Source organism: Yoonia sp. R2-816, assembly GCF_046762905.1.
Taxonomy (GTDB): Bacteria; Pseudomonadota; Alphaproteobacteria; order Rhodobacterales; family Rhodobacteraceae; genus Yoonia.
Window position 1 is genome coordinate 108,230 of the sequence record NZ_JBKQXN010000352.1, and the last position, 12,873, is coordinate 121,102.

Consider the following 12,873-nt stretch of genomic DNA (forward strand, 5'->3'; position numbering starts at 1 on the left):
GTGAAAAAGGTCATTCTGCCGCCACCCCTTCCATCCGATCTTCCAGCGCATCCGCTGCGTCTTGCAGCGCTGCCAGTGTGTCTTCATCCGGTGCCCAGTAGTCGCGATCCGAAGCTTCAAGCAGCCGGTTTGCCATGCGCATCGACGCTTGCGGGTTCAGCGCTGCCAGCCGTTCGCGCATCGCGTCATCCAGAACAAAAGTCTCTGACAGGCGCTGATAAACCCACGGTTCCACCTCGCCCGTGGTCGCCGACCAGCCCATCGTATTGGTCACATGCGCCTCGATCTGGCGCACGCCTTCATGGCCGTGGTTTAACAAAGCCTCGTAGAATTTGGGGTTCAGGGACCGGCTGCGGGTTTCCAGCGCCACCTGATGCTGCAATGTCCGCACCTTGGCCGAACCGCGGGTCTGGTCGCCGATATAGACCGGTGCGCTGACGCCGCCCTTGGCGCGCCGTACCGCCCGGGAAATACCGCCCAGCGTGTCGAAATAATGGTCGACCGTGGTCACACCCAATTCGACGGACTCAAGGTTCTGATAGGCCAGATCGACATCTTTTAGTGCTTTTTGCAGCAGCGCGGGGTTCTGTGCCGCCTTGCCGTTGACGCCATAGGCAAAGCTTTTGCGCGCCTCATAGGCATCGGCCAGTTCATCCTCATCCCCAAAGGCTGAGCTATCGACCAGTTGATTGACGTTGGACCCATACGCACCTTCGGCGTTGGAAAAGACCCGCAGCGCCGCCATCTCCAGATCGCAACCCATCTCGTGGGCGTAGGTCAGCGCGTGGGCACGGATAAAGTTCTGGTCCAGCGGTTCATCGGCTTGGGCGCATTTCAGCGCCGCCTCTGCCAGCATCCGGGTCTGCAACGGCAGCAGGTCACGGAAGATGCCGGACAGGGTCATCACCACGTCGATGCGGGGGCGGCCAAGCTTTTCCAGCGGGATCAAGTCAGCACCGGACAGACGCCCGAAACTGTCGAACCGGGGCACGGCGCCCATCAACGCAAGGGCCTGTCCGATGGGACCGCCATCGGATTTGATGTTGTCCGACCCCCACAGCACCAGCGCCACGGTGCGCGGGATGGCGTCATGCGTTTTCAACAGCAGATCGGCCTGTTTGGCCCCTTCGGCGATGGCAAAGGCGGTCGGCATCCGGAACGGGTCAAACGCGTGGATATTGCGGCCTGTCGGCACGATCTCGGGCGACCGGATCAGGTCGCCACCGGGGACCGGGGCGATGTAATGGGCGGATAGCGCGCGCATCAGCGCGGGCAGTTCGTGATCTGCCTTCAGCAGTTCGGCGGCGCGGTCCCGCGCCTCGCCTTCCGGCATCAGCCGCATCATGTCGGCCCGGGCCGCAGCGGACAGCGGTTGCCCGACCACGTGCAGACCTTCGGTGATCAGCGCGCCTTCGGTTTCGGCCAGTTTCAGCCACAGCGCGTCGATATTGCGGGCGTTCATGTCGACGGCATTCGCCTGATCGCGGATCAGCTGTTCCAGATCGCCGCGCTGGTCGTCATCAGCAGGCATTTCGCGCCAGCGGGTCAGGCTGTCCTTCAACTCAGCCAGTCCTTTGTAGAGGCCGGCGGTGGTCAATGGCGGCGTCAGATGGGTGATGGTCACCGCGTTCGACCGGCGTTTGGCCAGCGTCGCCTCTGACGGGTTGTTGGCGGCGTAAAGATACACGTTCGGCATTTCGCCTATCAGGCGGTCGGGCCAATCCGCAGCCCCCATGCCTGCCTGTTTGCCGGGCATGAATTCCAGCGCGCCATGCATCCCGAAATGCAGCAGGACATCGGCCTGATATGTATCGCGGAGCCAGTCGTAGAAGGTCACAAACGCATGGGTCGGGGCGAAGCCGCGTTCGAAGAGCAGGCGCATCGGGTCGCCTTCGTAGCCAAAGGCAGGCTGGACACCCACGAAGACATTGCCGAACTGATGACCCAGAACATAAACGCCGCGCCCGTCGGACTGGTTTTTGCCGGGGGCCGGGCCCCAGACGGCCTCTACCTCGGCCAGATGTTTGGATGTGCGCACGATGGTATCTGCATCTACATGGGCGGCCACATTGGCCTGTTGACCATATTGTGCAGCGTTGCCTTGCAGGATGGCGGCACGCAGATCATCCACGGTTTCGGGGACATCGACCGTGTAGCCATCAGCACGCATCGCGGTCAGCGTGTTGTGCAGGCTTTCAAAGACGCTGAGATAGGCGGCGGTGCCAACGGCCCCTGCATTGGGTGGGAAGCCGAACAGGACAACCCCGACCTTTTTGTTGGCGTTCTGCTTGCGGCGCAGCGTGGCCAGCCGCAGGGTTTTTTCCGTCAGGCTTTCGATCCGCTCGTGACAGGGGGCCATGGCCTTGCAATCGGACTGGCCGGTGCAGGCCATGGCGCAGCCATTGCAGCCTGCATCGCCGTGGCGCCCGGCGAATACTGTGGGGTTTGTTGCGCCGTCAATCTCTGGCAGGGCGACAAGCATCGTGGTTTCGATGGGGCCGAGGCCCTGCGCGCTGGCGGCCCATTGGCCAAGCGTCTGGAATTCCAGCGGTTGGGCGGCGATGTAGGGCACATCAAGCGCCTCCAACAGGCCGACCGCGGCGGCGCTGTCGTTATAGGCGGGGCCGCCGATCAGGGAAAATCCAGTGAGTGAGACCAGCGCATCCACCCGGCCCTGGAAATAGGTTTCGATGGCGGGCCGACCGTCAAGACCGCCGGCAAAGGCGGGGATGACGCGCATGCCTCGTGCCTCGAACGCGCGAATGACCGCGTCGTAATGGGCGCAGTCCGATGCCAGAACGTAGGAGCGCAGCATCAGCACGCCAATTGTGGCCACGGGGGTCACCGGACCGGGCAGGTCGGCCAGATCGGTGACGATGTGATGGCCCGGCAGGTCAGGGTGATAAAGCCCGACATCGGGGTATTCGATGGGCGCTGCGGCCTTGGCCCCGCGCCAGTCGGGCCGGTTGGCATAGCGCCCGATCAGGAAACGGATCAGCTGTTCGACATTGTCGTCGGACCCGCCCAGCCAGTATTGCATGGACATGAACCAGGCGCGCAGATCCTGCGCCTTGCCGGGGATCAGTTTCAGGATCTTGGGCAGGCGGCGCAGCATGCGCATTTTCTTCGCGCCGCTTTCGGTCGATGGCTTGGAGGAGCCACGCAGCTTCTTCAGGAACGCCATGGCGCCGCTGGCGGGCTTGCCCATATCCAGATCGCCCATGCGCGTCAGTTTTACGATTTCCGCGTCGGCGATCATGCCGATCATCGCATCGCATGCATCGCGGCGGTCCTGCATCGCAGGAAAAATGGCGCGGATATGTTCCTCAAGGAACAGCAGGTTGGCGATGATGATGTCGCCTGTCGCGATGGCCTCTTTCGCTTCGGCCAGTGCTTCGGGGCTTTCGCCCCATTCGGCAGAGGACAGCACCTGCACCTCAAGCCCCGGGAAATCGGGGGCGAGGCGGGCGGAAACGCGTAACGCAGGCCCCGCGGCATGCGCATCCAGCGTGACGATCACCACGCGGTAGGGTTTATGCATCACCTCATCGCGCATAATGGGCCTTTGCCTCGTAAAGCGTATCAAGGCTGATTTCGTGCAGCCCCTTTTCCAGTGCGAAGGTTTCAGTGTTCCGGCGGGCCTTGCCGCGCACGAAGAACGGTATTTTCTTCAGTTCCTTTTCGGCGTCGGACAGCCAGATGATGTTATCGTCCTGCGGCTGCGGGGTTGGCGTTTCGACCTCATCAACCCGCGCCTTGGCCTTGCCGCCGTGATGGCTTGGCCCTGCGTCGTCGTGGAATTCGAAATCGTCGCGGAACATGATCAGCAGATGTTCCTCCAACCCCATCACCAGCGGGTGGATCAGCGTATCGAAGATGACATTCGCGCCCTCGAACCCGACTTGGGGGGAGTAGCGCGCCGGATAGTCCTGCACATGGACGGGGGCCGATATGACCGCGCAGGGAATGCCCAGACGCTTGCCGATATGCCGTTCCATCTGGGTACCGAGGATCATCTCGGGGCTGAGCGCCTCGATCGTTTGTTCCACTTCCAGATAGTCGTCTGAGATCAGTGCCTCGACACCGTATTCCTTGGCCAGCGCCCGGATGGGCCGCGCCATTTCGCGGTTGTAGCAGCCGATGCCGACGACCTCGAAACCCATCTCGTCCCGGGCGATGCGGGCGTGGGCGGCCACATGGGTGCCGTCGCCGAAGATGAACACCCGCTTTCCGGTCAGGTAGGTGCTGTCCACGGACCGCGACCACCATGGCATCCGCAGGCGGCTTTCGTCCGGCTTGCAGGGCAGGCCGGTGATTGTTGCGACCTCCGCGATGAAATCGCGGGTCGCACCGACGCCGATTGGCACGATCTTTGTGAAGGGCTGGCTGTGGGTTTTTTCCAACCAGCGCGCAGCGCTTTCGCCGGTTTCGGGCGACAGAAGGACGTTGAAATGGGCGGCGGGTAGCCGGGCGATATCGGCGGGTGTAGCGCCAAGCGGGGCCACGACATTCACGTCGATCCCGAGGTCGGACAGAAGGCCGGTGATTTCTTCCACGTCATCGCGGTGGCGGAAGCCAAGGGCTGTTGGCCCAAGGATATTGCAGGTCACCCGCGCGGTGCGGTCCAGTGGCTGGGCCAGATGTTTGACGATCTGGTAGAATGTTTCATCCGCGCCGAAGTTTTCCTTGCGCTGGTAGCTGGGCAGTTCCAGCGGGATGACGGGGATGGACAGGCCCATGGTTTCGGCCAGTCCGGCAGGGTCGTCCTGGATCAGTTCCGCCGTGCAGGACGCGCCGACGATGATCGCCTGCGGATCGAAGCGGTCAACGGCCTCCTGACAGGATTGTTTGAAGAGCGTGGCGGTGTCCGACCCCAGATCGCGCGCCTGGAATGTCGTGTAGGTGACCGGCGGGCGGTGGTTGCGCCGTTCGATCATGGTGAACAACAGATCGGCATAGGTATCGCCCTGCGGAGCGTGCAGCACGTAGTGCAGACCTTTCATCGCCGTGGCGACGCGCATCGCGCCGACATGCGGCGGGCCTTCATATGTCCAGACCGTCAGTTTCATTCTGCCGCCTCCAGTTGGAGGACCGATTTGCGGCGGAGTGGGCGCGAGAAAAGACCGGCCAGATCACCGGCCTGTTCGTAGAAATGGACCGGGGTGAAGACCAGTTCGATCGCCCATTTCGTGGATAGCCCTTCGGCCTCAAGCGGGTTGGCCAGGCCCAGGCCGCAGACGGTCAGATCAGGGCGGGCGGCGCGGGCGCGCTCCAATTGTTTGTCCACATCCTGCCCTTCGGAAATCTGCGGACCGGCTGGCAGCAGATCAAGGTCAGGACCATGCAAGGCGTCATGGATGTAGGGGCTGCCGACCTCGACCGCGGTCATGCCGCATTCGCGGGTCAGGAACCGGGCAAGGGGGATTTCAAGCTGGCTGTCAGGGAAGAAGAAGACGGATTTGCCGCGCAACGCCTCTGACGCTTGCGCGATTGCCTTGCGGGCGCGGGCGCGGGGGGCAGCGGTGACGGTTTCGAACGTGGCCTCGCTCACGCCGAATTCACTGGCGATGGCGCGCAGCCAGGCGGTTGTGCCTTCGTCGCCGAATGGGAATGGGGCTGCGATATGCCGGGCACCCCGCCGTTCCAATGCGGCATGAGTGTCGCCAAGGAAGGGTTGGGTCAGCGCGAAGACGGTGTTGGGTCCGACGGCGGTCGTGTCATCGATCCGGCGCGCGGGGAGGAGCCGGACGGGGCCGATGCCCAGATCGGTGAGCAGGCCAAGCATCTGATCCTCGACCACATCGGGCAGCGCGCCGACAACCAGCAATTCGCGGGCGGTCGTGTCTTTCAGCACCGGCACCATGGAGGCGAGACAGGCATCTTCCCCTTGGGTGAATGTGGTTTCGATCCCTGAGCCGGAGTAGTTCAGCACCCGGACATGGGGCGCATGAACCTGGCTAAGCCGTTCTGCGGCGCGGGCCAGATCGATTTTGATCACCTCGGAAGGGCAGGACCCGACAAGGAACAACTGGCGGATGTCCGGGCGGCGGGCCAGAAGCCGCGAAACCTCACGATCCAATTCCTCATGGGCATCGGCAAGGCCAGCCAAATCTGATTCTTCCAGAATCGCCGTCCCGAATCGTGGCTCTGCAAAGATCATCACGCCGGCGGCGGATTGCAGCAAATGGGCGCAGGTGCGCGAACCGACGACGAGGAAGAATGCGTCCTGCATTTTGCGGTGCAACCAGATGATCCCGGTCAGGCCGCAGAACACCTCGCGCTGGCCCCGTTCCTTGAGCACGGGGGCATCGCGGCAACCGCCATTGGCAGGGGTAAGTGGCGCGTTCATTTGCGGGCCTCCGCATCAAGCCGGGCCATGCGCAATTTCCACACAAACTGGGCGGCATTGATGACGTAGGCGGCATAGGCGGCAAGGGCGAGATACATCAGGCCCGTTGGCGAGAGTGCGTCAGAGAAAAGGGCGAAAATATAAAGCAAATGCAATGCGATAACAGCGAAGCTGAATACGTCCTCCCAAAAGAAGGAGGGAGCGAACAGGTACTGCCCAAAGACCACTTTTTCCCAGATCGCGCCGGTGACCATGATGGTCAGCAACACGGCTGTCTTGATCACGATGGACAGCGTCGCGGCGTCATATCCGGCACCGGTCAAAAGGTAGCGGATCACCAATGCGAGAGAGACGAGGAAGACGGCAAATTGTAGGGGAGCCAGAATGCCCTGAACCAGGGTCCACTTTGTGGCATCGCGTCGCGCCCGTTCGGCATCAGTATAAAGACGATTTCCCGCCGGTTTTTGCAGTGGCCGATTGGTCGCCGTTTCTGCGCTCGCAATTGACATGTAAACTGCCCCTGACAATTCCATGTGTCTAGACTAGGTGTCATTTGGACCAGGTGTCAACTTTAACTTACACAATGTGAGTGTTGATAATACACTTGCGGACGGTTGCCGGGTAACAACGTTTATAAGTTAAATAACAGATGCTTAAATGGTTTTTGACCTCGCCGATGATCAAATATGTCAATTTGCTTTGACATTATACCTCCTGCAACCGACAATATCTTACAATGCTGCAATTTTTGCCCTACTACGCAGATTCAGCAAAAGGATGCGTGGATGCCCGATCGTCGGAACATAGACGCCAAAGCGCGAAATGACGTGCCAGAGCGGCAGACCGGAAGGACTGCGGCGCGGGCGGCTATGGCAGTCGTTCGCGACGTTCCGCGACATCTTGATCCTGTCATCCTCGACGACCTGCATCAGGCCGCACTGAGCGCGGATCGTCAGGCCTGCAGCCACGTCCTCGTGCGTGCGCTCGCCAATGGAGTACGTCGCGAGGACATCGCGGATTTCTATATTCCCGGCGTGGCCCGCCGTATGGGGGACGAATGGTGCTCGGACGAACTTGGCTTTGCAGGCGTCACCATCGGGGTGTCCCGTCTGCAGTCAATGTTGCGCGAATTGGGCCCGGACTGGTCCGGTGACCAATCCGCCGATCCGGCAGCACCGTCCATCATGCTGCTTGTCCCTCAAGAAGTTTATCACACGCTGGGGGCGATGGTTCTGGCCGGACAACTGAGGCGCATTGGCCTGTCCGTCAGGATGATGCTGGGTGCGCGCGCAGAAGAGGTTGCAGAACGGATGCAACGCACTAAATACGACGCGGTATTCATATCATCGTCACAAGGCGAAACGCTTGAATCGCTTCGTCGGATCGTCGATGTTGTGAAAACTGCGACAGATCAGCCGCCACCCGTCGTTGTTGGGGGGTCGCTGCTGGAGGTCGAATCAAAAGAAGATGTGACGGCACTGACAGGCGCTGACTATGCGACAGTACAAGTATACGAGGCCCTGAAGTTTTGCGGTCTAAACACAACGCCACTCAACAGCGTGCCCACGATGCGCAGGACCTGAGCAGTGATACGGGTTCTATACTTAGTGCGTCTGATATGACATCGCGGGGAACAAAATACTGGAGCAGTGGCGCCATCCCATTGATAGCGCCAGAGATACTGGGCGATATCATTGCCGAGGTCGCTGATTTGGGCATTGTGATCTCGGACTCTGGCATAGTGTTGTCCGTTCTTGTCAGCCCGACAAACGAAACATTTCAGAAGCTGGAGCGCTGGGAAAATAAGGATATCCGCAGCGCACTGACAATTGAAAGCGTGTCTAAGTTTGACAGCAGGTTGGCCGCGTTTCTTGATGGTGCGAGCCCAATTCGGCCGGTCGAACTGAACCATTCAGATGATGTAGGGCGCTGGGAATTTCCGGTGCGGTACAGTTTCCATCGTATCGGTCCTGATGGTGCGATCCTGATGTTGGGCCGCGATTTGCGCCCGATCGCCGAGATGCAGCAACAACTGGTGAAGGCGCAACTCGCGCTGGAGCGCGATTATGAGGTACAGCGTGAATATGACACGCGTTTCCGCGTATTGATGGATAGCACTGCCGATGCGGTGATTTTTGCATCTGTTCAAACCGGTGAAATTACCGAGGCGAACCCGGCCGCCGCCTCTCTCTTGGGCCGATCCAGAGAGGACCTGATCGGTACAGCAGTCGCGCTTTGTTTCGAAGGACGTAAGCGGGGTGATCTGATTGATAGCCTGACGACCCAGGCGATTTCTGATCGCGATGACCCGGTAAAGACGGTGCTGCGCGGGAGTGGGCAGGCGGTCAACCTATTGCCAACGTTGTTTCGGGCTGCGGGTGAACGGGTCCTGTTGTGTCGGATCGCTCCGTTGGACGAAAAGAACATGCGGGCAGACAACCTGACACAAAATGTAAAGAGCTTGTATGTCAACGGCCCCGAAGCGATCATTTTTACATCCGATGCTGGCGATGTCTTGTCCGCCAATGATGCGTTTCTTGATCTGATTGACGTTGCCCATGATGTGAATTTGCGCGGGCGCAACCTGTCGGACTACCTGCAACGAGGCAGTGTCGATCTTAAGGTCATGATGGAAAATGCCGCTCGGACCGGTCGGATGCGAATTTACACGACCAAGATCGCCGGTGAATATGGCAGCCCCCGGTCAGTCGAGCTATCGGTAACGAAACTGCAGGCCGGGCAGCATACCGTCTTTGGCTTCGTGGTACGCGATGCGAACCACGCCGAAACAACCCGCAATCCGGCAAAAGCGGGCGACGACGAAAGCATGCAGTCCGTGGTCGAACTGGTGGGCAGCGCAACGCTTCGTGATATTGTGGCTGAAACGACCAATGTTGTCGAAAAGATGTGTATCGAAACAGCACTTGAACTGACGATGAACAACCGTGTGGCAGCTGCTGAGATGCTCGGCCTGTCGCGTCAGTCGCTTTACGTCAAGCTGCGTAAGTTTGATATAATGAGCCGTGACAGCACCCCCGACGAATAACTGGCGTCGTCCCACTTTTCCAAGGTCCGGCTACTCCTCCAGCAATCCCTCAAGGTAGCTGCCATACGCATTCTTTGCATAAAGCGCCGCTTGGGCCAGAAGCTGATCGCGACTGATCCAGCCCTTCTGGAAGGCGATTTCTTCCGGGCAGCCGGTTTGCATGCCCTGACGCGATTGCAGGGTACGCACGAAGTTTCCGGCGTCCAACAGGCTGCCATGGGTGCCGGTATCCAGCCACGCGAAACCGCGGCCCATGCGTTCAACCGTCAAGGTTTCTTCATTCAGATAGGTTTCAAGGAGTGATGTAATCTCAAGCTCACCCCGCGCTGAGGGGGTGATACCACGCGCCCGTTCGGGCGCTGTTTCATCCAGAAAGTAGAGCCCGGTGACCGCATAGGACGAAGGCGGCGTTTCGGGCTTTTCAACAATTTGGGTGACCCGGCCATCCGCATCCATCCCGACAACACCATATCGTTCCGGGTCCGACACATGATAACCAAAGACTGTGCCACCACTGGGCCGTTTGTCTGCGGCAAGCAGCAGTTCTGGCAAGCCGTGACCAAAAAAGATGTTATCGCCCAGCACCATCGCAGATGGTTGACCGTCTAGAAAAGCCTCACCCACCAGATATGCCTGCGCCAGTCCTTCGGGTTTCGGTTGGATGAGATAGGTCAGGCTCACCCCCCACTGCGCACCATCGCCGAGAAGGTTCTGAAATTGCGCCTGATCTTCGGGGGTTGTGATAATTCCAATCTCGCGAATGCCGGACAGCATGAGCACTGACAACGGATAATAGATCATCGGCTTGTCGTAGATCGGCATCAATTGCTTCGAAATCCCCTTTGTGATCGGAAACAACCGTGATCCGGTTCCACCAGCAAGGATCAGGCCTTTGCGTTGTTTCATGACTGGATCTCCTTGATAATCTGGTCGAGAGCGGCACCCCAATCGGGCCGCTCAATGCCGAATTCCGCCTTGGTACTGGTGCAATCCAGCCGCGAATTCAGGGGGCGTGCGGCGGGCGTGGGATAATCGGTTGTGTCGATATCCTGCACTGTCACCCGGTGGCCGCTGCGGGAAAAAATGGCTCGGGCAAAATCCGCCCAACTGACATCCGGCGTTCCGGTCAGATGGTAAACCCCGGCCTTCCCGGGTCCGTTCAGAAGCGTCTCAGCCATTGTCAGGCAGGCATCGGCGATAGCGGCGGCCGGGGTCGGGCCGCCATGTTGATCGGCCACGATCTGCAGCGTGTCACGGCTTTCGGCCAGTCGCAGCATGGTGGTCACAAAATTCTTGCCCTTTGCGTCAAAAACCCACGATGTCCGCAAGATAATCGCTGATCCACCAGCCGCATTCACAGCGACCTCGCCAGCCAGTTTGCTATGGCCGTAGGCGCTGAGCGGACCGGTCGGGTCGTCCGGTTTCCATGCCGGGCCCAAGGTGCCGGGAAAGACATAGTCGGTCGAGATATGGATAAACGGCAAATCCCTTGCGGCAGCGGCGCTTGCCATGGCACCGGGCGCATCAGCGTTGATCACATGCGCCCTTTCCTGTGCATCTTCTGCCGCATCAACGGCAGTCCAGGCTGCGGCATTGATGACGGCATCAGCATCCGTGTTTTCGATCAGAAGGGCGCAGCGGGCCGGGTCAGACAAATCCGCAGCTTGCCTGTCATGTTGAAAGATATCGACATTACGCAGCGGCGCCTGCGCAGCCAAAGCCCGGCCCACCTGGCCGCTTTGTCCGAAGACAAGAACCTTCATTTGCTTTGCCCAAGCCGGGTGCCGACACCATCGCGGCTTTGGAGTGGTTCCCACCACGCTTGATTGGCCAGATACCAGTCGACTGTTTCTTCCAGCCCCTGCTGCAGAGTGTGCGCCGGGGTCCAGCCCAGCTCGGCCCGAATGCGCGAGGGATCAATAGCATAACGTTGGTCATGGCCGGGCCGGTCGGTCACATGGGTGATCAGATCAGCATGCGGCGCGCCATCTGGTCGGCGGTCATCCAGTATCCGGCACAAGGTCTGCACGATATCGATGTTCTTCGCCTCGGCCTCACCCCCAATGGCATAGGTTGCACCCGGTGCCGCCTTGGTCAGTACCAGCAGCAACGCTTCTGCGTGGTCTTCCACATGCAACCAATCCCGCACGTTCAGGCCCGCGCCGTAGATCGGCAGCGGTTTACGCGCCAACGCATTCAGAATGGTGACAGGGATCAGCTTTTCAGGGAATTGGCGTGGGCCGTAGTTGTTGGAACAATTGGTCAGGACGATCGGCAATCCGTAGGTTTCGTGCCAGGCCCGGACCAGGTGGTCGCTGCCTGCCTTGCTCGCCGAATAGGGCGATCTGGGGTCGTAACGGGTTTCTTCGTCAAACTTGCCGGTTTCGCCAAGGCTCCCAAACACCTCGTCTGTCGAGATGTGGTGGAACCGGAATGTATCCGGTCGCCCCTTTGCCTCCCAAAGGCTCCGCGCCGCATCCAGCATGTGAAACGTGCCCATAACGTTGGTTTGGACAAACGTTTCCGGGCCGTCGATAGACCTGTCCACATGGCTTTCGGCGGCCAGATGCATGACCGCATCAGGTTGGTGGGTCTCAAAAACCCTGTTCAGGGCGGGACGGTCGCAGATATTGACCTGTTCAAAGCTGTAACGCGGGTCACCGGCCACATCCTCCAGACTGGCCAGACATGCGGCATAGGTCAGACAATCGACATTGACGACCTCATGGCCCTTCGCCAACGCTGCCTTGACCACGGCTGATCCGATGAACCCGGCGCCGCCGGTGACAAGAATTTTCATGATGCGCCTTTCGGGTCGGAACAGATGAATGGGCTGTAGAGATCTGCAAAACGACCAGCAGCCGCATCCTTGTCGGACAGGATCGCCTTGTCAGCTTCGATCCCCCAATCGATATTCAGGTCAGGATCATCAAACCGCACGGCACCCTCTGCGGTTGGGGCATAGACGGCGGAGCATTTATACAGCACTTCGGTATGCGGCGCGCGGGTCACAAACCCATGCAAAAAACCCTCCGGGATGTAAATCTGCCGACCGTCCTCTGCAGAAAGATCAACGCCCACCCATTGCCCATAGGTGGGCGAACCACGGCGGATATCGACCGCAACATCCCATACCGCGCCGGCGACAACCCGTAGCAACTTGGCCTGACCATGTGGCGGGCTTTGGAAATGCAAGCCGCGCACCGTACCAACGTCACGGCTGATCGAATGATTGTCCTGTACGAAGGTCTGGATCAGGCCATGTTCAGCCCAGGTAGCTTGATTGTAGGTTTCGCAAAATGCACCGCGATTGTCACGAAACCAGCGCGGGGTAATCACCTTGACGCCAGGCAGTGCTGTTTCTTCAATCATAGCACCTGACCCTCATGAAATAACTTCTACTCTTAATCACCCTCTTAGGGGATCATATCGGGCAATTCCATATTACAATGTGCTTTTGGGCACCGGTGCGCCGATG

10 protein-coding genes are annotated in these 12,873 nt (G+C 59.7%); 2 read left to right on the forward strand and 8 right to left on the reverse strand.

The window, feature by feature from the left end; all coding sequences use genetic code 11:
- Positions 1-10 precede the first annotated feature (10 nt).
- The 4 genes from ACFWW2_RS27080 to bchF are packed head-to-tail and all read right to left on the reverse strand — an operon-like array spanning position 11 to position 6,858.
- On the reverse strand, positions 11-3,556 hold the full coding sequence (locus ACFWW2_RS27080) for a magnesium chelatase subunit H (protein ID WP_393933876.1): 3,546 nt from the start codon (positions 3,554-3,556) through the stop codon (positions 11-13).
- Complete coding sequence (gene bchB, locus ACFWW2_RS27085; protein WP_393933878.1) at positions 3,546-5,069, reverse strand: ferredoxin:protochlorophyllide reductase (ATP-dependent) subunit B; 1,524 nt, start codon at positions 5,067-5,069, stop codon at positions 3,546-3,548. The genes ACFWW2_RS27080 and bchB overlap by 11 nt, the downstream gene beginning before the upstream one ends.
- Entirely contained in the window at positions 5,066-6,349 is a 1,284-nt protein-coding gene (locus tag ACFWW2_RS27090) for a ferredoxin:protochlorophyllide reductase (ATP-dependent) subunit N (RefSeq protein ID WP_393933880.1), read from the reverse strand. Before ACFWW2_RS27090 ends, bchB begins: the two co-directional genes overlap by 4 nt.
- Entirely contained in the window at positions 6,346-6,858 is a 513-nt protein-coding gene (gene bchF, locus ACFWW2_RS27095) for a 2-vinyl bacteriochlorophyllide hydratase (RefSeq protein ID WP_393933882.1), read from the reverse strand. The genes ACFWW2_RS27090 and bchF overlap by 4 nt, the downstream gene beginning before the upstream one ends.
- A gap of 276 nt (positions 6,859-7,134) precedes the next feature.
- Between bchF and ACFWW2_RS27100 the strand changes: the two genes are divergently transcribed.
- Both ACFWW2_RS27100 and ppsR read left to right on the forward strand, forming a co-directional pair.
- Positions 7,135-7,932: a cobalamin B12-binding domain-containing protein gene (locus ACFWW2_RS27100; RefSeq protein ID WP_393933884.1), complete on the forward strand. Its 798-nt coding sequence runs from the start codon at positions 7,135-7,137 to the stop codon at positions 7,930-7,932.
- A gap of 35 nt (positions 7,933-7,967) precedes the next feature.
- Positions 7,968-9,395, forward strand: coding sequence for a transcriptional regulator PpsR (ppsR, locus tag ACFWW2_RS27105; protein WP_393933886.1), 1,428 nt, complete (start codon positions 7,968-7,970; stop codon positions 9,393-9,395).
- A 30-nt stretch (positions 9,396-9,425) separates the two neighbouring features.
- On the opposite strand, the gene rfbA is transcribed toward ppsR, so the two are convergent.
- The 4 genes from rfbA to rfbC are packed head-to-tail and all read right to left on the reverse strand — an operon-like array spanning position 9,426 to position 12,767.
- Positions 9,426-10,301, reverse strand: a complete 876-nt coding sequence (gene rfbA, locus ACFWW2_RS27110) for a glucose-1-phosphate thymidylyltransferase RfbA (RefSeq protein WP_393933888.1) — start codon at positions 10,299-10,301, stop codon at positions 9,426-9,428.
- Positions 10,298-11,158, reverse strand: coding sequence for a dTDP-4-dehydrorhamnose reductase (gene rfbD / locus ACFWW2_RS27115; protein WP_393933890.1), 861 nt, complete (start codon positions 11,156-11,158; stop codon positions 10,298-10,300). The genes rfbA and rfbD overlap by 4 nt, the downstream gene beginning before the upstream one ends.
- Positions 11,155-12,195, reverse strand: a complete 1,041-nt coding sequence (gene rfbB / locus ACFWW2_RS27120) for a dTDP-glucose 4,6-dehydratase (protein ID WP_393933892.1) — start codon at positions 12,193-12,195, stop codon at positions 11,155-11,157. Before rfbB ends, rfbD begins: the two co-directional genes overlap by 4 nt.
- The gene (gene rfbC, locus ACFWW2_RS27125) at positions 12,192-12,767 is read right to left on the reverse strand and encodes a dTDP-4-dehydrorhamnose 3,5-epimerase (RefSeq protein ID WP_393933894.1); all 576 of its coding nucleotides are present in this window, start codon (positions 12,765-12,767) and stop codon (positions 12,192-12,194) included. The genes rfbB and rfbC overlap by 4 nt, the downstream gene beginning before the upstream one ends.
- Positions 12,768-12,873: the final 106 nt, after the last annotated feature.

Excerpts from the sequence above, each read along its gene's own strand:
- rfbA (WP_393933888.1), bottom strand. The coding sequence starts at position 10,301 with ATGAAACAACGCAAAGGCCTGATCCTTGCTGGTGGAACCGGATCACGG.
- ACFWW2_RS27090 (WP_393933880.1), bottom strand. The coding sequence starts at position 6,349 with ATGAACGCGCCACTTACCCCTGCCAATGGCGGTTGCCGCGATGCCCCC.
- rfbC (WP_393933894.1), bottom strand. The coding sequence starts at position 12,767 with ATGATTGAAGAAACAGCACTGCCTGGCGTCAAGGTGATTACCCCGCGC.
- bchF (WP_393933882.1), bottom strand. The coding sequence starts at position 6,858 with ATGTCAATTGCGAGCGCAGAAACGGCGACCAATCGGCCACTGCAAAAA.
- bchB (WP_393933878.1), bottom strand. The coding sequence starts at position 5,069 with ATGAAACTGACGGTCTGGACATATGAAGGCCCGCCGCATGTCGGCGCG.
- ACFWW2_RS27100 (WP_393933884.1), top strand. The coding sequence starts at position 7,135 with ATGCCCGATCGTCGGAACATAGACGCCAAAGCGCGAAATGACGTGCCA.
- rfbD (WP_393933890.1), bottom strand. The coding sequence starts at position 11,158 with ATGAAGGTTCTTGTCTTCGGACAAAGCGGCCAGGTGGGCCGGGCTTTG.
- ACFWW2_RS27080 (WP_393933876.1), bottom strand. The coding sequence starts at position 3,556 with ATGCGCGATGAGGTGATGCATAAACCCTACCGCGTGGTGATCGTCACG.
- rfbB (WP_393933892.1), bottom strand. The coding sequence starts at position 12,195 with ATGAAAATTCTTGTCACCGGCGGCGCCGGGTTCATCGGATCAGCCGTG.
- ppsR (WP_393933886.1), top strand. The coding sequence starts at position 7,968 with ATGACATCGCGGGGAACAAAATACTGGAGCAGTGGCGCCATCCCATTG.